Genomic DNA, 21,282 nt, shown 5'->3' with positions numbered 1-21,282 from the left:
GGGCGCGCGCCGTCAACCGGGTCAGAAGTCGGCGAACAGGTGGGGCAGTTCGCGGGGGAAGAGACGGCGCAGCTCACCGGCCGCGTCCACGGGCACCTCACCCAGTCCGCGTACGACCACCTCGGCCGGGTCGAGCACCCCGTACGCCAGGGCGGACAGGCCGGCGGCGGTGAGCCGCGCGGTCGGCACGCTGCTCTCGGCGGCGGTCTGCGCCGGCAGCACCGCGAGCTTGCCCGTGGTGCCGTCGAGCAGGTGGCGACCGGCGAGCCAGCGGTCGCCCACCACCTCGAGCAGTACCCGGCCGACCCCGACCGGCTGCTCGGCGAGCGCGTCCAGGCTGAGCAGCCGGGCCATCGGCGCGGTCGGGTCGGGCCGGGCCACCCGCGCCTCCACCTGCACGTCGAGGTCGGTGAGCCACAGCTCGGGCAGTTCGTCGGGGGTCACCTGGACGCTGATCCGGGCCACCTGGTCGACGTGCCGGGCGAAGAACTGGAGCACCGACGCGCGGGCGTAAGCGTCGTCGACCAGCAGGTCGTCGGCGAACAGCGTGCCGGCGTGGTCGTCGATGCGGTAGGTCACCGCGCCGACCGTCTCGCCGCCGCGCACCACGCTGACCAGCCAGCGGTCGTCCCGGTCGCGCAGGCCGACTGCCCGGAAGTCCGGGAAGACCGCGAAGCCGTGGCGTTCGCGCAGGCACCGCTCGGTGTACGCGCGCCACCGCGGATAGCCCGCGCCGATCCGCTCCCAGAGCAGCTCGTCGGGCAGCTCGGCGCGCAGCAGCGGCGCCAGGTCCGCCGGGTTGAAGATCGCGGTACGCCGCCGGGGCAGCCCGATGTAGCCGAAGCGCTCGTAGAACGAGGCGCGGAACGGGTGCAGCGCGGTGAGCTGGTGGCCCTCGTCGCGCACGCCGTCGAGGAGCTGCTGCATGAGCGTGCGGACGTGGCCGCGCCGGCGGGCCAGCGGATGAGTGGCCACGCCGGCGACACCGGCCATCGGCAGCACCGCGCCGCGCAGGTTCTGCCGCATCGGTATCGCCGACACGGCCGCCGCGGTGACCCCGTCCTCCTCGGCCACCAGCGTCGTGTTCCCGGCGTTGTACGGCAGGTACGCGCGGAACTGGTCGGTGCGGGTGGCGCCCATCGGCGAGGCCTCGAACGCGTACGCCTGGAGCGGGAAGCTGGTGGTCAGTCGTTCATCGGCGGCCAGCCGGCGGATGCGCATCCGTTCATCCCAACCGCACCGGGCGCGGTCCGCAACCGGAAAGGGCGCCCGCTCACGCCCCGGTGACGTCCGAGATGACCACAGTCACGTTGTCCGGCGCGCCGGCCTGGTGGGCCAGTTTCACCAGCTGCTCGCCGCACTGCTGGCGGTCCCCGTAGGTGGCGAGCGCCGCCGCGATGGCGGCGTCCTCCACGTAGTCGGAGAGGCCGTCGCTGCACAGCAGCAGCCGGTCGCCGGGGAAGACGGTGAGCGCGCCGACGGCGGGCGGCGCGTCGGAGCCCTGCACCGCGCGGGTGACGAGCGAGCGCTGCGGGTGGTGCCGGGCCTGGTCGCGGGAGAGCGCGCCCTGGTCGACGAGCGCCTGCACGAACGTGTCGTCGCGGGTGAGCTGGGTCAGCTCGTGGTCGCGCAGCAGGTAGCAGCGGGAATCGCCGACCTGGGCCAGGACCAGGGTGTCGCCGGCGAGCAGGGCGGCGGTGAGCGTCGTACCCATGCCGTCGCGGGCCGGGTCCACCGTGATGGCCGCGCGGATGCGCTGGTTCGCGGTGCTGACGACGGCGCGCAGCGCGTCGGCCGCCTCGTCGGCGCCGGTGGGCGGCGTCAGCTCGTCCAGGATCCGGATGACGATCTCGCTGGCCACCTCGCCGGCGGGGAGCCCGCCCATGCCGTCGGCCACCGCCACGAGGCGGTCACCGGCGAGGGCGGAGTCCTCGTTGTTGGTCCGGACGAGGCCGACGTCGTTGAGGATGGCCGAGCGGAGGATGAGCGTCATGAGGACAAGCTTGCCAAGAAGAACGGGTCCGCGTCTGCACGCGCTGGCGGGTCTGCTGAAAGAAATGTCATCAGCTTGCATCCTGGGTATACGTCAACTGTCCGGTGTGGACGGACGAGGATAGCGCAGCAGGAGGCTCGCGTGGACCTCCTCCTCGCCCACCGCCGCGTAGGTGTGCGGCACGTCGGAGGTCCACCGCAGGTAGCCCCCGGGACCGGCGGTCAGCGGGGCGTCGGCCGGGCCGGCGCGGAGCACGCCGGAGAAGACCGTCACGTGTTCGGTCACGCCGTCGGAGTGGGCGGGGGAGAGCTGCGCCGGCCCCGGCGCGACCCGCATCCGGTACAGCTCGTAGGTCGCCTCCCGGTCGTCGAACACCTCCAGCAGCGTGGCGCCGACCGCGGCCCCGCGTACGGTCGGCGCGTGGTCGGGCGTGGCGAGCACGGCGGTCAGCGGTACGCCGAGCTGCGCGGTGATCGCGTACAGGGTCTCCAGCCGGGGGTTGCGCACGCCGTTCTCCAGGCCGGAGAGCGTGGCCTTGCCGACGCCCGCGAGGCGGGCCAGCTCGGACAGGGAGATGCCCCGCTCGCTGCGGAGCGAGCGGATGCGCCGGCCCACCTCCAGGGCGCCCCGGTCGTCGGCTGGTGCGGCGGCTGTCATGGGGGCTATCGTGCTACACCGTGTCGTTCCGTAAACGGAACGGCCGGAGGAGGAGAGCATGGGGGGCCGGCTCCAACCCGTCCTGGCCGGCGTGGTGACCGCCCTGGTCGGATTCGCCAGCTCGTTCACAGTCGTCCTGGCCGGGCTGCGCGCGGTCGGCGCCGAACCGGACCAGGCCGCCTCCGGCCTGCTCGCGCTCTGCGTCGCCAGCGGCGCCTGCGCGGTCTGGCTCGGCCTGCGGCACCGGCTGCCGCTCGCCATCGCCTGGTCCACGCCGGGCGCGGCGCTGCTCGTGGCCACCGGGCCGGTCCCCGGCGGCTGGCCCGCAGCGGTCGGCGCCTTCCTGCTCGCCGGCCTGCTGATCGTCGCGGCCGGGCTGATCCCCGCGCTCGGCCGCGCGGTCGCCGCGATCCCGGCCCCGATCGCCTCCGCCATGCTCGCCGGGGTGCTGCTGCCGCTGTGTACGGCACCGGTACGCGCCCTGGTCGAGGTGCCCCGGCTGGCCGGGCCGGTGGTGCTGGTCTGGCTGCTGCTGCACCGGTTCGCCCGCCGCTGGGCGGTACCGGGCGCGCTCGCCGTGGCAGTGGTCGCGATCGCGCTCACCACCACCGGCCCGGCCCGGCTGGACGCCGCACCCGTCGTCGCGTTCACCGCGCCGGCCTGGACGCTGCCCGCCGTCGTCGGGCTCGCGTTGCCGCTGTTCCTGGTCACCATGGCCGCCCAGAACGTGCCCGGCACCGCAGTGCTCGCCGGGTACGGCTACCGGGCCCCGCTGGGCTCCGCGCTGCGGGTGACCGGGCTCGCCACCGTGCTCGGCGCCCCGGCAGGCGGCCACGCGGTCAACCTGGCCGCGATCACCGCCGCGCTGGCCGCAGGCCCGGACGCCCACCCCGACCCGGAGCGGCGCTGGATCGCCTCGGTCACCGCCGGGATCGGCCTGGCCCTGCTCGGCCTGGGCGCCGGCGTGGCGACCGCCCTGGTGCTGCTCTCCCCGCCGGTGCTGGTCGAGGCCGTCGCCGGGCTCGCCCTGCTCGGCGCGCTGGCCGGAGCGGTCACGGCGGCGGTCGCCCAGCCGGACGCGCGGGAGGCGGCGGTGGTGACGTTCGTGGTCACCGCCTCCGGGGTGAGCCTGCTCGGGGTGGGCGGCGCGTTCTGGGGACTGGTCGCGGGCTGGCTGATGCTGCTGCTGTTCCGCCGCCGCGCGGCCCCGTCCGTGCCGGGTCAGGCCACACCGGTCGAGGCGGAGGAGGTCGGCGTCACTCCTCGGCGGGCAGCTCCGTGGCCGGGACGGTGAGGCGTACCGCGCCGTCGTTCACCGCGCCGATCCGGTCGGCGGGCACGTAGACCGCGCCGGTGCGGACCAGTTCGGTGGAGACCTTGAGGTAGCCGTCGCGCAGCAGCCGGGCGGCCAGGTCGGCCGGTACGTCGGGCTCCTCGGCCGCCGCCGACTCGATCAGCTCGTCCAGGCTGCTGCCCGGGTCGACCGGGGCGGGCGCCTGCACTGTCACCGCGGCCGGGTCGCCGCGCTGCACGAGATCGACTGTGCCCACCTCGACGCCTGCGGAGTCGACCACCCGCATGCCGGTGGTGACCCGGGAGACGGTGTCCTGCTGCTGGCTCATGCAGAAGCGGTTCCCGGGGCGCGCGGGCGCTAAACGGACGGGGCCCAGCCGCCCGGCGGGCGGGGGGACAGCTCGCGCCAGGTGTCGGTGCCGTCCAGCAGCGCGCGGACCGTCTCCTCGGCCTCCTCGACGCTGGCGTGCTCGTAGAACCGGGAGACCCCCTCGGCGCCGCCGGCCCGCTGCTCCACGTGCCAGCGGTCGCCGTCCACCCGGAGGAAGACGTCACGCCGGGCGAGGCGTCCCCATTTCCCGTTCCACCAGTGCCTACGCTGCTCCATGCCCGGACTCTATCGAACATGTGTTCGATACACGTCGGCCCCCGCGGGATTCCCGCGAGGGCCGATCGGCTATGGCGTCAGCGCGGCGCGGGCGGCTCCTGCCGGCGGCCGAGCACGTCGTCCAGTGCGCTGCGCTGGCCGGGGGTGCCGTGGTTGCCGGCGAGCAGCGCGTCGCGGATCTCGGTGAGCAGCTTGACCTCCTCGCTCGGGGCCGACGGCGGCGGCTCCTCGCCGCGCTTGCGCCGCTCGGCGAGCTTGTTCATCGGGTAGACGACGAGGAAGTACAGCGCCGCCGCGGTGAGCAGGAACGTGATCGCCGCGTTGACGAAGGCCACCCAGTCGAACGGGATCTCACGGAACGTCGGCGTCGAGCCGGTGAGCCCGTTCTTGCTGCCGGTGATCAGCGCGATGAACACCCGCACCAGCGGTTCCAGGAACGACTTGGTGAGCTGGGTAACCACGCCGGTGAACGCGGCGCCGATGACGACACCGACCGCCAGGTCGACGACGTTGCCGCGCATGATGAAGTCTTTGAAGCCCTTGAGCATCCGTACTCCCGTGCCCTGATGAGTCTGCGTCGGGGACAACCTATTCCCCGGCGGGCCCTTCGAGAAAAGCACCGGCCTCGATCGCCGCCCGCTGCGGGTCGCGGGCCCGGATCGCCTCGACCAGCCGCCCGTGGTCCACGTACCGCTCCGGGGTCAGCGCCTCGCCCATCGCCTGGGCCACGGTGCTGCGCAGCGCGGCTCCGACCGAGGCGTACAGCTCGGCGAGCATGGCGTTGTGCGCGGCCGCCACCACGACCGTGTGCAGCGCGGCGTCCGCCTCGACGAAATCGTCCACCCGGCCGCCGCGCCACGCGGCCTCCCGGGTCGCGAGCGCGCCGTCGAGCGCCACCAGGTCCTCGGGGGTACGCCTCAGCGCGGCGAGCCGGGCGGCCTCCACCTCGAACGCGCGCCGGACCTCGATCACCTCGGTCATCCGGTCGTCGGTGAGCCGGCGGGCCACCACCGGTGCCAGTTCGTCCGTCGACACCACGTAGGTGCCGGAGCCCTGCCGGCACTCCAGCACCCCGGCGTGCACGAGCGCCCGGACCGCCTCGCGAACGGTGTTCCGCCCGACGCCGAGCGCGGCGACCAGTTGCGGCTCGGTGGGGATGCGCCCACCGACCGGCCACTCGCCGCCGAGGATCCGTTCCCGGAGCTGCTCGATCGTCTGGCGGACCCGGTGGCCGCGCGGAGGAGCGGCGACGGAATCCCGGGCGGGTGTCACCGGTTACACCTCATGCCGAAATTCATCCCATGATTGTAGGTTCGAGGTCATGACTCCGCCACCTGCGCCCGCCGCGACAGTGCCCGCACCGGGCGTCACCCCCGCGGCGGGCCCCGCCCCTGCGGCCGGCCCGCTCCGGGGCGGTCTGCTGGTGCTCGCCGGGATGCTGCTCGTCGCGCTGAACCTGCGGGCCGCGGTGACCAGCCTCGGCGCCCTGCTCGACGAGATCCGGGTCGGGCTGGGGCTGTCCGGCGCGATGGCCGGCCTGGTCACCACGCTGCCCACCATCGCGTTCGCCGGGCTGGGCGCGCTCACCCCGTGGCTGGTCCGCCGCTGGGCCGCGCCCCGGGTGCTGGTGCTGGCCATGCTGGCGCTCACCGCCGGGCAGGTGCTGCGCGCGGTCACCGGCTCGGCGGCCGTCTTCGTGCTCACCAGCGCGCTCGCGCTGGCCGGCATCGCGGTGGCGAACATCCTGCTGCCGATGCTCGTCAAGCAGCACTTCCCGCACCGTACGGGACTGGTCACCGGGGCGTACACGATGGCCCTGACGGTGGGCACGACAGTGGCCGCGGCCGCAGCCGTGCCGATCGCCCACGCGTTCGGCTCCTGGCGGGCCGGACTCGGCATCTGGGCCGGGCTGGCCGCGCTGGCCGTACTCCCGTGGGTGCCGCTGGCGCTGCGGGCCCGCGCCGCACGACGGAACGCGCCCCCGGCGGTGGTCGTCGCCGCCCCGGCCCGGGTGCAGCCCGCCCGGACCCGGCTCGGCTGGGCCATGGCGGTGTACTTCGGGGCGCAGTCGCTCAGCGGGTACGCGATCATGGGCTGGCTGGCCCAGCTCTTCCGGGACGCCGGCTACCGGCCGGAGGCAGCCGGGCTGTTGCTGGCCGGGGTGACCGCGCTGGGCGTGCCGGTGGCGTTGATGATGCCGACGCTCGCCGGCCGGCTGGCCACGCTGCGCCCGCTGGTGCTGTCGCTGACCGTGTTCTCCGCCGCCGCGTACACCGGTCTGGCGCTGGCCCCGCGCGGCCTGGCGCCGCTGTGGGTGCTGTTGCTCGCGCTCGGCCAGGGCGCGTTCCCGCTCATCCTGACCACGATCGGGCTGCGCGCCCGGACCGCCGAGGGCACCGTGGCGCTGTCCGCGTTCGCGCAGAGCGCCGGGTATGTGATCGCGGCGCTCGGACCGCTGCTGGTGGGCATCCTCTACGAGGCGACCGGCGGCTGGACCGCCCCGATCGGTTTCCTGCTGGTGGCGCTGGCCGTGCAGACGGCGGCGGGCATGGTGATCGCCCGTCCCCGCTACATCGAGGACGAGCGCTGAGCGGGATCGGTCAGGAGGAGGCCGGGGTGGGATCGCCCGCGACGGCCTGCTCGACCGTCGGGTACGTGTGCAGCACCTCGACCAGGCCGCTGACCTCGAGGATGCGCAGCACGCCGCGCTGCGGGGCGGCCAGCCGGACCACGCCGCCGACCTCGTCACAGTTGTTCTTCGCCCGGACGAACACCGACAGGCCGGTGGAGTCGCAGAACGAGACATCGGCCAGGTCGAAGACGAGGCGGCTGCGCCCCTTGTCCAGCAGATCCGTGATCTGGTCCTGGAGCTGCGGTGCCGTGGCCATGTCCAGCTCGCCCGCGACCGACACGACGACCACGTCGCCGCGCTGTTCCGTGTGCACCGTCAAGGACATTCGTCGACCTCCTGTGTTCGGGGAAACGGTATCCCACGTTGGGCGCGCCGCGCAGAACGGGAGCGGTCACAGGTGCGGTCGATCATTCTTTGCTCCGCGACAAGTACCGCGTCAGCCTCCGGTGATAGAGTCCGCCCGTCCAAATCAGGGAGGTCAGCATGGCGTTGAGCGCCGAACAGGGTGGTCGGCTCGCCCACCTGCTCAGTCAGCACGCGGACCGGTTGACCAACCGCTGGACCGAGATCGTCGCGAGTTCGCTGCGCGGCCGCCTGAGCCGGGCCGAGCTGGCGCGGCAGGTCCAGGAACTGCACCGCGCGCTTGTCGACGCCGCCAGTCAGGGCGTCTCCGACCTGGCCGACGAGCACGGCGGTGAGCTGCGGGCGGTGCTGTCCGAGCTGTCCACCAACCGGGCCCGCCAGGGATTCTCCGCCACCGAGACCGCGATCAGCGTGTTCGCGTGCAAGGACGCCCTCCTGGAGCTGATGGAGAAGGAGAAGGGCGACGAGACCCTGCGCGACTTCGTCGCCTTCTCCGCGCTCGTCGACCAGATGGGCCTGTTCACGTTCGAGACGTTCGTCCGGGCCCGGGAGAGCCTGATCGCCGACCAGGCGGAGCAGCTGCTGGAGCTGTCCACCCCGGTGGTGAAGCTCTGGGAGGGCGTGGTCGCCGTCCCGCTGGTCGGGACGCTGGACTCGGCCCGCGCCCAGGTGGTGATGGAGCGGCTGCTGCAGACGCTCGTCGACACCGGCTCGCCGTACGCGATCATCGACATCACCGGCGTACCGGCGGTGGACACGCAGGTCGCGCAGCACATCCTCAAGACCGTGGTGGCCGCCCGGCTGATGGGCGCCGACTGCATCATCTCCGGCATCCGCCCGCAGATCGCCCAGACGATCGTCGCCCTCGGCATCGAGTTCGGCGACATCGCCACCAAGGCGAGCCTCGCCGACGCGCTGCGCCATGTGCTGCGCCTGACCGGGGTCGAGACCACCGCTCGCCGCCCGCGGCGGGAGTCCTGATGGAACGCGTGCCGATCCTCAAGATCGGCGACATCCTGCTGGTCTCCATCCAGGTCGACATGTCCGACCAGACGGCGATCCAGTTGCAGGAGGACCTGGCCGAGCGGATCGTCGCCACCGGCTGCCACGGCGTGATCATCGACATCACGGCGCTGGACATCGTCGACTCCTTCGTCGGCCGGATGCTGTCCACCATCGCGTCCATCTCGAAGGTGCTGGACGCCGAGACGGTGGTGGTCGGCATGCGCCCGGCCGTCGCCATCACCCTGGTCGAGCTGGGGCTGTCGCTCAACGGCATCCGTACCGCGCTGAACGTCGAACGCGGCATGGAGCTGATCGCGGCCAGCCGCGCCGACGACTGGGACGAGGCGGCCGACGACGAGGACACCGAGACGACGGCGACGGCATGACCACGGGCGTCGACCTGGGTGTGCCGGCGACCCAGGCGATCCGCAGCGACGAGGACGTGGTGCGGGTCCGGCAGTTGGTGCGTACCACAGCCGTCGCGGCCCGGCTCTCCCTCGTCGACCAGACGAAGCTCGTCACCGCCGCCAGCGAGCTGGCCCGCAACACGCTGATCTACGGCGGCGGGGGCAGCGCCGAGGTGAGCACCGTGGAAGACGGCCGCCGGCGCGGCGTGCGGATCGTCTTCGCCGACGAGGGACCGGGCATCCCCGACCTCGACCTGGCGCTCACCGACGGCTACACCACCGGCGGCGGGCTGGGCCTGGGACTGAGCGGCGCACGCCGGCTCGTCGACGACTTCGACATCCGGACGGCTGTCGGCGAGGGGACGCGGATCACCGTCACCAAGTGGTCACGATGACCGCCGACGTGGTGCCCGACCACGGCATCTGGTTCCGGGTCGACACCGGCGCGACCGCCGGCAGCGTACGCCGGGCGGCCGAACGTCTCGGCCGGCAGCTCGAACTGAGCGCGGCGCGCGTCGCGGATCTGGCCATCGTCACCGCCGAGCTCACCAGCAACCTGGTCAAGCACGCCCGCGAGGGCACGCTGCTGATGCGTCCGGCGCGCCGGGGCGAGTACGCCGGGGTGGAGCTGGTGGCCATCGACTCCGGCCCCGGCATGGCCGACCTCACGCTCTCCTCCGTCGACGGCCACTCCACCGCCGGCACGCTCGGCATCGGGCTCGGCGCGATCACCCGGCAGTCGAGCCGGTTCGACGGCTACTCGGCGCCGGGCCGGGGCACGGTCCTCGTCGTCCAGGTCTGGGACACCGCACCGCCGGAGCCGGAATGGGCGGCCGGGCTGGCCCGGCCGATCACCGGCGAGCAGAGCAGCGGCGACGGGTACGCGGTCCGCCAGGTCGACGGCCGGCGGCAGGTGCTGGTCTCCGACGGGCTGGGCCACGGACCGCTCGCCGCCGCCGCCACAGGTGCCGCCGTGTCCGCGTTCCGCTCCGCGCCGGACGGGCCGCCGGACGTGGTGGTACGGCACCTGCACGCCGCCATGTCGCACACCCGGGGCGCCGCGCTCGCGGTGGCCGAACCGGATCCGGCCGCCGGAGTGCTCCGCTACGCCGGGCTCGGCAACATCGCCGCGATGATCGTGGCGCCGGGCGAGCGGCGGCGCGGGCTGGTCTCGCTGCCGGGCATCGCCGGGCACCAGCGTCCGGCGATCCGCGGGTACGACTACCCCTTCTCGCGCGACGCCACCCTGGTCATGCACAGTGACGGGGTGGTGGATCGCTGGGACCTGGACGACTATCCCGGGCTCGCCGGGCGCAACCCGCTGCTGGCCGCCGCGACGCTGCTGCGTGACGCCGGCGTCCGCCGCGACGACGCCTGCGTCCTGGTGGCCCGGGGGGCGGCATGACCGGACCCCTCCTGCACCTCGCGCTCCGGGTGGAGCAGGACATCTTCCTGGTCCGGCAGCGGGGCCGGGAGGTGGCCGCGGCGGTCGGGCTGGAGCACCAGGACCAGGTACGGATCGCCACCGCGCTGAGCGAGGTGGCACGGGAACTGCTGCACGGGGCAGACGGCGCGGACGTCACGTTCGCGCTCGACCGCGACGCGGTGGGCCGCCTGGTCCTCCAGGTGGACCTGTCGCCGCTGCGTCCGCTCCCCGGCGGACGGTACGAGCCGCAGTCCGGCGCCGTCGCGCGTCTGGTGGACACGTTGCGGGTGGTGGCCGTCGATGGCGATACGGTCGTGAGGATGTCCCGACGAGTGCCCGACCACGCCGAGGAGCTGACGGCTGATCGCGCCGCCGAGCTTCGCGCCGAGCTGGCCGAGCGCGCGCCGGGTTCCGCGCTGGACGAGTTGGCCGCCCAGAACGCGCAGCTCATCGCCGCCCTCGACGAGGTACGCAGCCAGCGCGACGAGCTGGCGGTGCTCAACTCCGAACTCCAGGAGACCAACCGGGGCGTGATGGCGCTCTACAACCAGCTCACCGAGGAGCTGGAGGAGACCAACCGCGGTGTGGTGGCGCTCTACGCCGAGCTGGACGAGAAGTCCGCCCAGTTGCGGGCCGCCAGCGAGTCGAAGAGCCGGTTCCTGGCGAACGTCAGCCACGAGCTGCGCGCCCCGGTCACCGCGATCATCGGCCTGGCCCGGCTGCTCGCCGACTCCGCCTCCGACCCCCTCACCGGCGAACAGGCCCGCCAGGTGGGGCTGATCCGCTCCTCGGCAGGCGACCTGCTGGGGCTGGTCAACGAGCTGCTCGACCTGGCCAAGGCCGAGTCGGGCCGGATCGAGCCGAACTGGTCCGACGTCGACCTGCGCGCGGTGTTCGGGCAGTTGCGCGGCACGCTGCGGGCGCTCGCCACCCGCCCCGAGGTGGAACTGGTGGTCGAGGAACCGCCGACGCCAGCCACCGTGCGCTCGGACGAGGTGCTGCTCGCCCAGGTGCTGCGCAACCTGCTGCACAACGGGCTGAAGTTCACCGAGCGCGGCGAGGTACGCCTGCGCGCCGAGCGCCGCGGCGACCAGTGGACGCTGTCGGTCACCGACACCGGCGTGGGCATTCCGCCGGAGCTGCACGAACGGGTCTTCGAGGAGTTCTACCAGGTGCCCGGCACGACCCGGGTCGGCGGCACCGGGCTCGGTCTGCCGTACGCGCGACGGCTGGTCATGCTGCTCGGCGGGACGCTGGTGCTGACCAGCGAAGCCGGCCGGGGCAGCACGTTCACAGTGGCCCTCCCCGTGGGCGGAGCGTGACGGTGGACGGCGGGCCGGTGACCGTGCTTGTGGTCGACGACAGCGGCCCCAAGCGATATCTGCTGGTCAACTGGCTGACCCGGGCCGGCTTCGTCACCGTCGAGGCGGAGAACGGCGCGGCGGCGCTGGACCTGGTGGCCCGGGAACACATCGATCTCGTGGTGCTCGACGTCCGGCTGCCCGACATGAGCGGTTTCGAGGTGTGCGAGCGGATCAAGGCGGAGAACCAGTCGATCCCGGTCATCCACGTCTCCGCGCACGCCGTCGACGTGGTGGACCGGGCGCAGGGCCTCACCCGGGGCGCGGACGCCTACCTGGCCGAGCCGATCGAGCCGGAGGAACTGGTCGCCACCGCCCACGCGGTGCTGCGCTACTACCAGGCCCGGCGGCGGGCCGAGCAGCTCGCCGAACGGCTCGCCGCGCTGGCCGACGCCACAGTGGAGATGCACGCGACACCGAACTTCGTCCGGCTGCTGGAGGCCGCCGCGAGCGGCGCGGCACGGATCTTCAAGGCCCCGGCGGCGGTGGTCGCGGAGACGTTCGACGGGGACTGCCTGGCCGGAGTGGCGTCCGACCCGCACACGCCGGCCACCATCGTGCCGTGGGTGGTGGACGACACCGGAGTGCCGATCGGCACCCGGGTACGCGTCGACGAACCGGCCAACTGGGCGCTGGCCGGCTGGCCGGACGGCGACACCGTGACGGTTGCCGCGTCCCGGCTGCGCGAGGACCGGGCCCCGCTGTACGTGGTGGTGCCGACCGCCACCCAGACCGTTCGTACTCCGGTGCTGGTGCAACTCGCCCAGGCGGTCGCCTCGGCGGTGGAGGCGCAGCGGTCCTTCGACGAGGAGCACCGGATCGCTGTGACGTTGCAGCGCAGCCTGCTACCGCAGCGGCTGCCCGACGTGAACGGCCTGGACCTGGCCGTCCGGTACGAGCCGGCGAGCGCGCAGACCGAGGTGGGCGGCGACTTCTACGAGCTGGTGATGCTCGACGGGCACCTGCTGGTGGCGATCGGTGACGTGGCCGGGCACTCGCTGCACGCCGCCACCGTGATGGCCGAGCTGCGGCACGCGGTGCGGGCGTACGCGGTCGAGGGGCACCAGCCGGGCGTGATCCTGGACCGGGTCAACGAGCTGATGCGCAACCTGCTGCCGGCCGAGCTGGCCACCATCTGCGTCCTGCTGCTCCACCCGCCGACCGGGCTGGTCCGGCTGGCCAGCGCCGGGCACCTGCCGGCACTGCTGAGCCGGGACGGGCGGGTCGAGTTCGTGACGCAGTCCGCGCCGCTGCTCGGCGTACGCGCGCCGCGCCCGCCCGACCTGGAGTTCGTGCTGCCCGCCGGGGCCACGCTCGTGCTCTACACCGACGGGCTGATCGAGCGGCGCGACGCCACGATCGACGACGGCATGGCGGCGCTCGGCGTGGCCGCCACCCGGGTGGACGACGACCTGGACGACTTCTGCCGGCGGCTGCTCGTCGAGCTGGCCCCGCCGGAGATCCACGACGACGTGGCGGTGGTGGCGGTCCGCCGCCGCTGACCCGCATCGGCGCGGCCCGTGCCGCGTCACTGTCGCAGGGCGGCCAGCGAGCGGGCGTACGCCGCGGGTGAGACCCCGGCGACGGCGGTGAACTCGCGGACCAGGTGGGCCTGGTCGGCGTACCCCAGATCGGCGGCGACCCGCGACCAGTCGAGCGGCCCGGCGGCGGCCTGTTCGATCGCCTCCTGGAGCCGGTAGCGGCGGATCACCCACTTCGGACCGACGCCGACGTGGTCCAGGAAGAGGCGCTGGAGCCGGCGGACGGAGACGGCCCGCCGCCGGGCGAAGTCGGTCACCCGCAGCACGGTCCGGTCGGCGCGGATCTCCTCGACCAGGGCGGTGGCCTCCGCGTTGAGCGGATCAGCGACCGGCGACCACGAGGTCAGCAGGGCGTCCAGGCTCGCGCAGCGCTCGTCGTCGGTGCCCGGGCAGACCGGCCCGTCGGGAATCGGCACGCGCCGGCCGGTCAGCTCGGCGACCGGGCGCCGCCAGAACGGCCGGAAACCGCCCGGGCGGAACTGGACGCCGGAGACCCGGCCGGCTCCGTGCAGCGTGACGGCGAACAGGCCGGTGTCGACGCCGGCGATCTCGCCCTGTTCGGGCGCGCCCTCCTGCGCCTGGAACACCACGTTCACGGCGGGGTGCGGCACCACCCGTTGCTCGAACGGCTCGTCCAGGTCCCAGTCGATCAGCCAGTAGTGCTCCACCCACTGGCGCAACGCCGGCGCGGCCACCCGGCGCCGGAACCGGACCTGCTGCCGCAGCCGGACGGGATCGAGGATGCCCCGGTTGTCACGTCGCGGTTCGTGTCGCATTTCTTCAAGACCGCCCTCATACGCTGCCCCTATGAGCACGAAGACTAGTGAGCTGCTCGCCGTCGCGGCGCCGCGTACGGCGGCGGTGGTGCGGGGCATTTCGGACGACCAGCTCGCCCTGCCCACGCCCTGCCCCGACTACACAGTGCGCGACCTGCTCAATCACCTGTTCGACGTGGTGGTCAACTTCCAGGCGCTGGCGCGTCGGGAGGAGGTCGACTGGTCCGGCAAGACCGATCATCTGACCGACGGCTGGCGGGACCGGTTCGCGACCGAGACGATCCGGCTCACCGAGGCGTGGTCCGACCCGGCCACGCAGGAGGGCGTGTCGCACGGCATGGGACTGCCACAGGAGACGGTCGGCTCGATGGCGCTGATCGACCTCACCGTCCACGGATGGGATCTGGCGCGGGCCACCGGTCAGGGGCTGAGCGTGGACCCGGCCGTGGTGGCGGCGGGGCACGAGTTCATGGACCGGATGGGCGACACGGGTCAGAAGATGGGCGCGTTCGGCCCGCCGGTGCCCACCGACGCGGCACCGGACGGCATGGACGCGCTGCTCGGCCGGGCCGGACGCGATCCGGCCTGGACCCGCTGATCCGAACGGCCCGCGTTGTCCCGCGCGGGCCGTTCTTGACAGCACTATTCATTCAGCGAATAGTAAGGGAGGTGTCCACTCAGCACGTCCTGCTCGGGCTGCTCGCCGCCGGGCCACGCCACGGCTACGAGCTGAAGCGCGCGCACGACGAGCGACTGCCCCGGGCCCGGCCGCTCGCCTTCGGTCAGGTCTACGCGACGCTGGCCCGCCTGCACCGGGACGGCCTGGTCGTGCCGGCCGGTCAGGAACGCGACGGCGGCCCGGACCGGACCGCCTACGCGCTCACCGACGACGGGCGGGCGGCGCTCGACCACTGGCTGGGCACCGTCGAACCACCGATGCCGTACGTGGCGAGCACGCTGTTCGCCAAGGTGGTCGTCGCGCTGCTGGTAGCAGACGCCGCACAGGCCCGCGGCTACCTGATCGCCCAGCGCCGGGCGCACACGCAGCGGCTGCGTGAGCTGACAGCGCTCAAGGCCGCCCCCGGTGCCCGCCTCGACGAGGTGGTCGCAGCCGATTTCGCCATCGCCCACCTCGACGCCGACCTCCGGTGGCTGCACACCACCCTGGACCGGGTCGCCGACTGGCACCGGGAGGTGCACTCGTGACGTTCCTGCAAGCGCGCGGCGTGGTCCGCGCGTACGGCCACACGCCCGCGCTGCGTGGCGTGACGCTCGACGTGGCCGAAGGCGAGATCCTCGCGGTCACCGGGCCGAGCGGATGCGGCAAGTCCACCTTGCTGCACTGCCTGGCGGGCATCCTGCGTCCCGACGCCGGTCAGGTCACCTGGCGCGGTGAACGGATCGACACGTGGCCGGAGGCGGCCCGCTCCCGGCTGCGCCGTACCGAATTCGGGGTGTTGTTCCAGTTCGGCCAGCTCGTCGCCGAGCTGACCGCGGCGGAGAACGTCGCCCTTCCGTTGTTGCTCGCCGGCACGGGGCGGCGAGCGGCACGGACGGCGGCGCTCTCCTGGCTGGACCGGCTCGGTGTGGCCGACGTCGCCGACGTCCGGCCCGGCGAGATGTCCGGCGGGCAGCAGCAACGGTGCGCGCTGTCCCGCGCCCTGGTCACCGAACCCCGGGTGATCTTCGCCGACGAGCCGACCGGCGCGCTCGACACGCTGGCCGGCGAGCAGGTGCTCACCCAGCTCGTCCGGCTGGCCCGCGAGCAGCGCTCCACAGTCGTGCTGGTGACCCACGAGCCGCGCATCGCCGCGTACGCGGACCGGGAGGTGAGCCTGCGCGACGGCATGGTCGACCACACCGGCCTCGGGCTCGACCCGGCGCTGCCGGGCGGATCACGGTGAGGCCGGGCACGCTGCTGCGGCTCGCGCTTGCAGGCACCCGCACCGACATCGCCCGGGTGGTGCTCACCGCGGTGAGCGCCGCGCTGGCGACGCTGGCCGGGCTGGCCGCGCTGACAGTGCTGGCGGTGGTGAAGCCGCCCGGCGATGCCTGGACGCAGTCCGACCAGTACACGAACGCCCTGCTGCGGGAACCCGGCCTACGTCCCGGCGTCGCGTTCGCGGTGCTGCTGCTCTGCGTACCGGTGCTGGGACTGGCCGGGCAGTGCGCCCGCCTCGGTGCGCCCGGCCGGGACCGGCGGCTGGCCGCGTTCCGGCTGGCCGGTGCCACCCCCGGGCAGGTCACCCGGGTCGCGGTCGCCGAGACGGGCGTGGCGAGCCTGCTCGGCACCCTCGTCGGCCTGGCCGTCTTCCTGGCCGGGCGCCGGCTGCTGCACCGGCCCGACGCCGACGGGCGGCTGCCGCTGCCCACCGACGTGCGTCCGGCGCCGGTCGCCGTGGCCGCCGTGGTGCTCGGCCTGCCGCTGGTGGCCGCGCTGGTCAGCGCGCTGCTGCTGCGGCGGGTCACCACCACCCCGTTCGGCGTCGTACGCCGGGTCCGCACCCGGGCGCCCTGGCCGTGGCCGGGCGTGCTCATCCTCGCCGCGCTGGCGATGTTCGCCGCGATCCGCCCGCTCCTGCTCTGGTACGAGCGGCGTGGCGCGGTGGCCCCCGACTGGCCGGTGCCGACGTTGCTCGTCGTCGGCGGGCTGACCGCGATGATCGGCGTGGTGTCGGGCACCGGCTGGATCTCGTACCAGACCGGCCGGCTGCTGCACCGGCACGGACGCGGCCCGGCCGCCCTGCTCGCCGCCCGCCGGCTGGCCGCCGACCCGTGGGCGGGCAGCCGCACCTTCGCCGCGCTGCTGGCCGCGCTGATCTTCGGCGCCGGTGCCGCGGGACTGCGTGCCGACTTCCAGGCCGAGGCCGAGGTGACCCGCCGCACCGGCTCCGGACTGGCCGACCCGGGCTTCTACCTCGGCGCGATGGACCTGGTCGACCTCGCGGTAGTGGTCGCGATGGCGATCGCCGGCGGTGGGCTGCTCGTAGCGGTGGTCGAGGGGATCACCAGCCGGCGACGGGCGTACGCGGCGCAGGTGGCGACCGGCGTGCCACGGGCCACCATCGGCCGGTCGCTGCTCTGGGCCGCGCTCGCCCCCGCCGTACCGGCGATCGGGCTCGCGCTGACGGTCGGTTACCTGCTGGTCCGGGGCGTCATGCCGGCACCGAGCAACGGCGGCTTCACGCGGACGATCTGCGACGCCGGCACGGAACTGTGCGGCGACCCGGCCACCGCGGCGCGGTACACCCGTACCGAATGGGTGCCGAAGACGACCGTTCCGCCGGACGTACCGTGGGATCAGCTGGCCTGGCTCGCGGCGGGCGGGCTGGCGGCGGTGCTGGGCACGGTCGTGGCCGGCCTGCTGTTCCTGCGCGCCGCGACCTCGGTGGAGGAACTGCGCGCGGGCTGAAGCGGTCAGCGGCCGAGCAGTCCGGCGGAGCCGGCGACGGTCAGGCCGATCACCGTCGAACAGCAGCAGACCACGAGCGCGGCGGCGACCACCACGAGGATCAGCCAGGCCGGCGCCCGCCGGCCTGGCTGATCCTCGTCGCTCATCCGGTCCGGAACGGGTCAGGCCCGGCCGACGCGGTCGAGGATCCAGGCGTTGACGAACGCCTCCTCGCGCCACGAGTCGTAGCGGCCGCTCGGGCCACCGTGGCCCGCGCCCATCTCGGTCTTGAGCAGGTAGTCGCCGGCCGGTGCGAGCGCGCGCAGCCGGGCGATCCACTTGGCCGGCTCGTGGTAGAGCACGCGGGTGTCGTTTAGGCTGGTCACCGCCAGGATGGCCGGGTATTCGACGGTGGTCACGTTCTCGTACGGCGTGTACGACCTCATGTACGCGTAGACCTCGGGGTCGTCGAGCGGGTTGCCCCACTCCTCCCACTCGGTCACGGTCAGCGGCAGCGACGGGTCGAGGATCGAGGTGAGCGCGTCCACGAACGGCACCTGCGCGACGATGCCGGTGAACGCGTCCGGGGCGAGGTTCGCCACCGCGCCCATCAGCAGGCCGCCGGCCGAGGCGCCCCGGGCGACCAGCCTGTCGCTCGCCGTCCAGCCCGCCTTGACCAGGTGCCGGGCGCAGGCCACGAAGTCGGTGAACGTGTTCTTCTTGGCCAGCAGCTTGCCCTCGTCGTACCAGCGCCGGCCCAGTTCACCTCCGCCCCGGATGTGCGCCACCGCGAAGATCACGCCGCGGTCGAGCAGGCTCAGCCGGGCGATCCTGAACCACGGGTCCATGCTCGCCTCGTACGAGCCGTAGCCGTAGATGACGGCGGGCGCCGAGCCGTCGCGCGGCGTGTCGCGGCGGCAGACGAGCGAGATCGGTACGCGGGTGCCGTCGTCGGCGAGCGCCCAGTCCCGGTGCTGCTCGTAGTCGGCCGGGTCGTACGCCCGCCCGTCCGGCCCGGTTAGCACCGGCTTCTGCCGGCGCAGCGTCAGCTCGCGGGTCACCAGGTCGTAGTCGTAGACCGAGTCCGGGGTGACGAACGAGGTGTAGCGCAGCCGCACCTCGTTCGTGCGGTACTCCGGGTTCGCGTCCAGCGCGACGCTGTAGATCGGTTCGGGGAAGTCGATGTCCCAGCTGTCGTCGCTGCCCACCGGCAGCACCCGCAGGCCGGTCAGCCCGTTGGCGCGCAGCGACACCACGAGGTGGTTCTCGAACGCGTCGACCGCCTCCAGGCGGGTGCCGGGCGTGTGCGGGATCAGCGGCTCCCACTCACCCGGCGCGTCCGCCGAGGTGTACGCGAGTGCGAAGTCCTCCGCGCCGTCGTTGTGCAGGATCAGGAAGCGGTGGCCGTGGTGCTCCACCGCGTACTCGATGCCCTGACGCCGCGGGGCCACGACGGCGGGCGCACCGGTCGGGTTGGACGCCGGGATCACCCACACCTCGCTGGTGATCTTGCTGTGGATGTCGATGACCACGAAGCGCTCGGAGCGGGTCAGCTCGACGCCGACCCAGAACCGCTCGTCGTCCTCCTGGTGGACCACCACGTCCTCGGTGGACGGCGTCCCGACGGTGTGCCGCCAGACCCGGTTCGGCCGCCACGCCTCGTCCACCGTCACGTAGAACAGCGTGGACGCGTCACTGGACCAGGCCGTGCCGTAGAACGTGTCCGGCACCTCGTCCGGCAGCGACTCGCCGGTGGTCAGATCCTTGATCCGCAGCGTGAAGCGCTCGTCGCCGGAGAAGTCGGTGGAGTAGGCCAGCCAGCGCCCGTCCGGACTGACGTCGAACGCTCCGAGGGAGAAGAAGTCGTGCCCCTCGGCGAGCTGGTTGCCGTCGAGCAGCACCTCCTCGCCGTCGAGCGGGGCGCCGTCCACGCTGACCGGGGGCGCCGTCTCGCCCGCCCGCACCGCGCGGCGGCAGTGCACGCCGTACTGCTGCCCCTCGACCGTGCGGGTGTAGTACCAGTAGCCGTCCTTGCGCGTCGGCACCGACAGGTCGGTCTCCTGGGTGCGCCGGCGCGTCTCCTCGAACAGCTCCGCGCGCAGCCCGGCCAGGTGGGCGGTGCGCGCCTCGGTGTACGCGTTCTCGGCGTCCAGGTACGCGATCGTGTCCGGGTCGTCCTTGACGGCGAGCCAGGCGTACTCGTCGATCACGGTGTCACCGTGGTGGACGCGCTCGGACGGGACGCGCTTGGCGACGGGCGGTGGGGTTTCGGTCACGGCGCCACGTTACCGGTCGCCGGGCCGCCGCCGGGCTCGCCCGCCGACCGAAACCCGCGACTCGCCGCCAGGCCTTTCGAACATGTGTACGATAATCGGCATGGCGGATGCGGCACGTTCCACCCCTCGGCTCGGAGCCCTCGACATCACCCGGAAGCTGGCCGCGATCTGCGGCGAACCGTTCGCCCGATTCGCCGGCCCGGCCGACGAGGTGGCCGGCCGTACCGCCCGGTGGGTGGCAGTGCCGGGCGGTCCGCACGCCGCGGCGGAGGTGTTGCGGCTGGCCGCCGCGTACGACCTGACAGTGGTGCCCCGCGGCGCCGGCACGAAGATCGACTGGGGTGCCGCCCCGGCGCAGGTGGACATCATGCTCGACACCGGCCGCCTCGCCGGGGTCTGGCACGCGCCGCGCGACGCGGCGGTGGCCGAGATCGGCGCCGGTACGCCGCTGCGCGCGGTCCAGGCCACGCTCGCGCGCACCAACCGGCGGCTGCCCGTCGATGCGCCCTCGCCGGGCGCGACGCTCGGCGGGGTGCTCGCCGCCGACGAGTCCGGTCCGCTGCGGCACCGGCACGGCAGCCCGTGCGCCCAGCTCGTCGGGGTGCGCTACCTCGACGCCGACGGCGAGTTGGTCAGCGTCGGCGAGTCCGGCACGGAGGCGCTCGGCCGGGCCGCCCCGGGCGGCGGCGCCGGCCGGCCGGGTGGCGGGGACGCGATCCTCGGCCGGGGCGAGGTGCCCGGGCTCGACGTGGCCCGGCTGCTCTGCGGCTCGCAGGGCGGGCTCGGCGTGCTGGTCTCGGCCACCATGCGGGTGCACGCCGTGCCGGCCGGGCGGCTCTGGGTGTCCCGTCCGGTGTGGACGCCGCTGGAGGTGCACGACCTGGTCCGGGCCGTCCTGGCCGCCGACGTCGACCCGGCAGCCGTCGAACTGGACCTGCCGGTGCCGGTGCCGCTGCCCCGGCGTCGCATCCCGGCCACGCACCCGTCGGTGGTCAACCGCCCCGACCACCCGGCCGTGACCGGGCGACCGGCGGCGGGCAGCCTGGTGGTGCTGCTGGAGGGCGGCCCGGCCGACGTGGCCGAGCGGGCCGAGCGGCTCACCGCCGTCCTCGGTGCCGAGGCGATGGTCGGTCACCATGCGCCGGAATGGTGGGGGCGCTACCCGTTCGCGCCCGGCGACACGGCGCTGCGCATCGAGGTGCCGATAGGCGACCTGCACGCCGCCGTCTACGCGTTGCGCGACGCCACCGGCGGCCCGGTGCCGGTACGCGGCTCGGCCGGCTCGGGCACCGTGCACGCGGCACTGTCCGGCGCGCTGCCGCCCGAGCGGGTCGCCTCGATCCTCACCGCCGTCCGCAGCGTGCTGATCGCCCGGCGGGGCCGGTGCGTGGTGGTGGCCGCGCCGGCGGCGGTACGCCGTGCCGTGGACCTCTGGGGCGAGTTGCCAGCGTTGCCGCGCCTGCGCAGCGCCAAGGCCCACCTGGACCCGCACCACCGCCTGGCCCCCGGCCGCCTCCCCGGCGGCCTCTGACCGCCTCGCCCTCCCCGGCGCCA

At 73.9% G+C, this 21,282-nt stretch carries 24 protein-coding genes; 13 read left to right on the top strand and 11 right to left on the bottom strand.

Annotated features, from left to right (window positions below; genetic code table 11):
- Positions 1-21: 21 nt before the first annotated feature.
- The 3 genes from eis to IRY44_RS21810 form a co-directional block, all read right to left on the bottom strand.
- Positions 22-1,221, bottom strand: a complete 1,200-nt coding sequence (gene eis / locus IRY44_RS21820; RefSeq protein ID WP_194802105.1) for an enhanced intracellular survival protein Eis — start codon at positions 1,219-1,221, stop codon at positions 22-24.
- A 52-nt stretch (positions 1,222-1,273) separates the two neighbouring features.
- Positions 1,274-1,993: a PP2C family serine/threonine-protein phosphatase gene (locus IRY44_RS21815; protein ID WP_194802104.1), complete on the bottom strand. Its 720-nt coding sequence runs from the start codon at positions 1,991-1,993 to the stop codon at positions 1,274-1,276.
- Positions 1,994-2,086: 93 nt separating this feature from the next.
- Positions 2,087-2,650, bottom strand: a complete 564-nt coding sequence (locus tag IRY44_RS21810; RefSeq protein ID WP_194802103.1) for a helix-turn-helix domain-containing protein — start codon at positions 2,648-2,650, stop codon at positions 2,087-2,089.
- A 58-nt stretch (positions 2,651-2,708) separates the two neighbouring features.
- On the opposite strand from IRY44_RS21810, the gene IRY44_RS21805 reads away from it, so the two are divergent.
- Complete coding sequence (locus IRY44_RS21805) at positions 2,709-3,944, top strand: benzoate/H(+) symporter BenE family transporter (RefSeq protein WP_194802102.1); 1,236 nt, start codon at positions 2,709-2,711, stop codon at positions 3,942-3,944.
- On the opposite strand, the gene IRY44_RS21800 is transcribed toward IRY44_RS21805, so the two are convergent.
- The 4 genes from IRY44_RS21800 to IRY44_RS21785 form a co-directional block, all read right to left on the bottom strand.
- Positions 3,907-4,272, bottom strand: coding sequence for a hypothetical protein (locus IRY44_RS21800; RefSeq protein ID WP_194802101.1), 366 nt, complete (start codon positions 4,270-4,272; stop codon positions 3,907-3,909). The genes IRY44_RS21805 and IRY44_RS21800 overlap by 38 nt on opposite strands.
- A 29-nt stretch (positions 4,273-4,301) precedes the next feature.
- Positions 4,302-4,550 carry a hypothetical protein gene (locus IRY44_RS21795; RefSeq protein ID WP_026268772.1) on the bottom strand — a complete coding sequence of 83 codons (249 nt, stop codon included), beginning with the start codon at positions 4,548-4,550 and terminating at the stop codon, positions 4,302-4,304.
- A gap of 77 nt (positions 4,551-4,627) precedes the next feature.
- Entirely contained in the window at positions 4,628-5,098 is a 471-nt protein-coding gene (gene mscL / locus IRY44_RS21790) for a large conductance mechanosensitive channel protein MscL (RefSeq protein ID WP_120572143.1), read from the bottom strand.
- A gap of 40 nt (positions 5,099-5,138) precedes the next feature.
- The gene (locus IRY44_RS21785) at positions 5,139-5,822 is read right to left on the bottom strand and encodes a FadR/GntR family transcriptional regulator (RefSeq protein WP_194802100.1); all 684 of its coding nucleotides are present in this window, start codon (positions 5,820-5,822) and stop codon (positions 5,139-5,141) included.
- Positions 5,823-5,871: 49 nt separating this feature from the next.
- Here IRY44_RS21785 and IRY44_RS21780 point away from each other — a divergent pair, with 49 nt between their 5' ends.
- Positions 5,872-7,140: an MFS transporter gene (locus IRY44_RS21780; protein ID WP_228532555.1), complete on the top strand. Its 1,269-nt coding sequence runs from the start codon at positions 5,872-5,874 to the stop codon at positions 7,138-7,140.
- Positions 7,141-7,150: 10 nt separating this feature from the next.
- Here IRY44_RS21780 and IRY44_RS21775 read toward each other — a convergent pair whose 3' ends face one another.
- The gene (locus tag IRY44_RS21775; RefSeq protein WP_194802099.1) at positions 7,151-7,507 is read right to left on the bottom strand and encodes an STAS domain-containing protein; all 357 of its coding nucleotides are present in this window, start codon (positions 7,505-7,507) and stop codon (positions 7,151-7,153) included.
- Between the two features lie 158 nt (positions 7,508-7,665).
- Between IRY44_RS21775 and IRY44_RS21770 the strand changes: the two genes are divergently transcribed.
- The 6 genes from IRY44_RS21770 to IRY44_RS21745 are packed head-to-tail and all read left to right on the top strand — an operon-like array spanning position 7,666 to position 13,246.
- Positions 7,666-8,526 carry an STAS domain-containing protein gene (locus IRY44_RS21770; RefSeq protein ID WP_194802098.1) on the top strand — a complete coding sequence of 287 codons (861 nt, stop codon included), beginning with the start codon at positions 7,666-7,668 and terminating at the stop codon, positions 8,524-8,526.
- Positions 8,526-8,936: an STAS domain-containing protein gene (locus IRY44_RS21765; RefSeq protein WP_194802097.1), complete on the top strand. Its 411-nt coding sequence runs from the start codon at positions 8,526-8,528 to the stop codon at positions 8,934-8,936. Before IRY44_RS21770 ends, IRY44_RS21765 begins: the two co-directional genes overlap by 1 nt.
- Positions 8,933-9,352 (top strand): ATP-binding protein, encoded by a 420-nt coding sequence (locus IRY44_RS21760; RefSeq protein WP_120572138.1) that lies wholly within the window; start codon positions 8,933-8,935, stop codon positions 9,350-9,352. Before IRY44_RS21765 ends, IRY44_RS21760 begins: the two co-directional genes overlap by 4 nt.
- Complete coding sequence (locus tag IRY44_RS21755) at positions 9,349-10,362, top strand: SpoIIE family protein phosphatase (RefSeq protein ID WP_194802205.1); 1,014 nt, start codon at positions 9,349-9,351, stop codon at positions 10,360-10,362. Before IRY44_RS21760 ends, IRY44_RS21755 begins: the two co-directional genes overlap by 4 nt.
- Positions 10,359-11,705 (top strand): sensor histidine kinase, encoded by a 1,347-nt coding sequence (locus IRY44_RS21750; protein WP_194802096.1) that lies wholly within the window; start codon positions 10,359-10,361, stop codon positions 11,703-11,705. Before IRY44_RS21755 ends, IRY44_RS21750 begins: the two co-directional genes overlap by 4 nt.
- 2 nt (positions 11,706-11,707) lie before the next feature.
- Positions 11,708-13,246 carry a SpoIIE family protein phosphatase gene (locus IRY44_RS21745; RefSeq protein ID WP_194802095.1) on the top strand — a complete coding sequence of 513 codons (1,539 nt, stop codon included), beginning with the start codon at positions 11,708-11,710 and terminating at the stop codon, positions 13,244-13,246.
- A 26-nt stretch (positions 13,247-13,272) separates the two neighbouring features.
- Here the strand turns inward: IRY44_RS21745 and IRY44_RS21740 are convergent, their stop codons facing one another.
- Positions 13,273-14,061, bottom strand: coding sequence for an AraC family transcriptional regulator (locus tag IRY44_RS21740; protein WP_194802094.1), 789 nt, complete (start codon positions 14,059-14,061; stop codon positions 13,273-13,275).
- Between the two features lie 31 nt (positions 14,062-14,092).
- Between IRY44_RS21740 and IRY44_RS21735 the strand changes: the two genes are divergently transcribed.
- From IRY44_RS21735 to IRY44_RS21720, 4 genes are all read left to right on the top strand, one after another.
- Positions 14,093-14,659: a TIGR03086 family metal-binding protein gene (locus IRY44_RS21735; protein WP_194802093.1), complete on the top strand. Its 567-nt coding sequence runs from the start codon at positions 14,093-14,095 to the stop codon at positions 14,657-14,659.
- A 71-nt stretch (positions 14,660-14,730) separates the two neighbouring features.
- Positions 14,731-15,267, top strand: coding sequence for a PadR family transcriptional regulator (locus IRY44_RS21730; RefSeq protein WP_194802092.1), 537 nt, complete (start codon positions 14,731-14,733; stop codon positions 15,265-15,267).
- On the top strand, positions 15,264-15,965 hold the full coding sequence (locus tag IRY44_RS21725) for an ABC transporter ATP-binding protein (RefSeq protein WP_194802091.1): 702 nt from the start codon (positions 15,264-15,266) through the stop codon (positions 15,963-15,965). The genes IRY44_RS21730 and IRY44_RS21725 overlap by 4 nt, the downstream gene beginning before the upstream one ends.
- Entirely contained in the window at positions 15,962-17,473 is a 1,512-nt protein-coding gene (locus IRY44_RS21720) for an FtsX-like permease family protein (RefSeq protein WP_194802090.1), read from the top strand. The genes IRY44_RS21725 and IRY44_RS21720 overlap by 4 nt, the downstream gene beginning before the upstream one ends.
- Before the next feature lie 5 nt (positions 17,474-17,478).
- On the opposite strand, the gene IRY44_RS21715 is transcribed toward IRY44_RS21720, so the two are convergent.
- Both IRY44_RS21715 and IRY44_RS21710 read right to left on the bottom strand, forming a co-directional pair.
- Complete coding sequence (locus tag IRY44_RS21715) at positions 17,479-17,619, bottom strand: hypothetical protein (protein ID WP_194802089.1); 141 nt, start codon at positions 17,617-17,619, stop codon at positions 17,479-17,481.
- Positions 17,620-17,634: 15 nt separating this feature from the next.
- Positions 17,635-19,728 carry a S9 family peptidase gene (locus IRY44_RS21710; RefSeq protein ID WP_194802088.1) on the bottom strand — a complete coding sequence of 698 codons (2,094 nt, stop codon included), beginning with the start codon at positions 19,726-19,728 and terminating at the stop codon, positions 17,635-17,637.
- A 100-nt stretch (positions 19,729-19,828) separates the two neighbouring features.
- Here IRY44_RS21710 and IRY44_RS21705 point away from each other — a divergent pair, with 100 nt between their 5' ends.
- The gene (locus IRY44_RS21705) at positions 19,829-21,259 is read left to right on the top strand and encodes an FAD-binding oxidoreductase (RefSeq protein WP_228532554.1); all 1,431 of its coding nucleotides are present in this window, start codon (positions 19,829-19,831) and stop codon (positions 21,257-21,259) included.
- The last annotated feature ends 23 nt before the right edge of the window (positions 21,260-21,282 follow it).

It is taken from the genome of Micromonospora sp. ANENR4 (genome assembly GCF_015354395.1).
GTDB lineage: Bacteria > Actinomycetota > Actinomycetes > Mycobacteriales > Micromonosporaceae > Micromonospora > Micromonospora aurantiaca.
The sequence above is the reverse complement of the archived record's forward strand: the minus strand, read 5'-3'. Positions and strand labels throughout refer to the sequence as shown.

Bases quoted from the DNA above. Each gene is read 5' to 3' on its own strand.
- eis (WP_194802105.1), bottom strand. From the start codon at position 1,221: ATGCGCATCCGCCGGCTGGCCGCCGATGAACGACTGACCACCAGCTTC.
- IRY44_RS21815 (WP_194802104.1), bottom strand. From the start codon at position 1,993: ATGACGCTCATCCTCCGCTCGGCCATCCTCAACGACGTCGGCCTCGTC.
- IRY44_RS21810 (WP_194802103.1), bottom strand. From the start codon at position 2,650: ATGACAGCCGCCGCACCAGCCGACGACCGGGGCGCCCTGGAGGTGGGC.
- IRY44_RS21805 (WP_194802102.1), top strand. From the start codon at position 2,709: ATGGGGGGCCGGCTCCAACCCGTCCTGGCCGGCGTGGTGACCGCCCTG.
- IRY44_RS21800 (WP_194802101.1), bottom strand. From the start codon at position 4,272: ATGAGCCAGCAGCAGGACACCGTCTCCCGGGTCACCACCGGCATGCGG.
- IRY44_RS21795 (WP_026268772.1), bottom strand. From the start codon at position 4,550: ATGGAGCAGCGTAGGCACTGGTGGAACGGGAAATGGGGACGCCTCGCC.
- mscL (WP_120572143.1), bottom strand. From the start codon at position 5,098: ATGCTCAAGGGCTTCAAAGACTTCATCATGCGCGGCAACGTCGTCGAC.
- IRY44_RS21780 (WP_228532555.1), top strand. From the start codon at position 5,872: ATGACTCCGCCACCTGCGCCCGCCGCGACAGTGCCCGCACCGGGCGTC.
- IRY44_RS21775 (WP_194802099.1), bottom strand. From the start codon at position 7,507: ATGTCCTTGACGGTGCACACGGAACAGCGCGGCGACGTGGTCGTCGTG.
- IRY44_RS21770 (WP_194802098.1), top strand. From the start codon at position 7,666: ATGGCGTTGAGCGCCGAACAGGGTGGTCGGCTCGCCCACCTGCTCAGT.
- IRY44_RS21765 (WP_194802097.1), top strand. From the start codon at position 8,526: ATGGAACGCGTGCCGATCCTCAAGATCGGCGACATCCTGCTGGTCTCC.
- IRY44_RS21760 (WP_120572138.1), top strand. From the start codon at position 8,933: ATGACCACGGGCGTCGACCTGGGTGTGCCGGCGACCCAGGCGATCCGC.
- IRY44_RS21755 (WP_194802205.1), top strand. From the start codon at position 9,349: ATGACCGCCGACGTGGTGCCCGACCACGGCATCTGGTTCCGGGTCGAC.
- IRY44_RS21750 (WP_194802096.1), top strand. From the start codon at position 10,359: ATGACCGGACCCCTCCTGCACCTCGCGCTCCGGGTGGAGCAGGACATC.
- IRY44_RS21740 (WP_194802094.1), bottom strand. From the start codon at position 14,061: ATGCGACACGAACCGCGACGTGACAACCGGGGCATCCTCGATCCCGTC.
- IRY44_RS21735 (WP_194802093.1), top strand. From the start codon at position 14,093: ATGAGCACGAAGACTAGTGAGCTGCTCGCCGTCGCGGCGCCGCGTACG.
- IRY44_RS21715 (WP_194802089.1), bottom strand. From the start codon at position 17,619: ATGAGCGACGAGGATCAGCCAGGCCGGCGGGCGCCGGCCTGGCTGATC.
- IRY44_RS21705 (WP_228532554.1), top strand. From the start codon at position 19,829: ATGGCGGATGCGGCACGTTCCACCCCTCGGCTCGGAGCCCTCGACATC.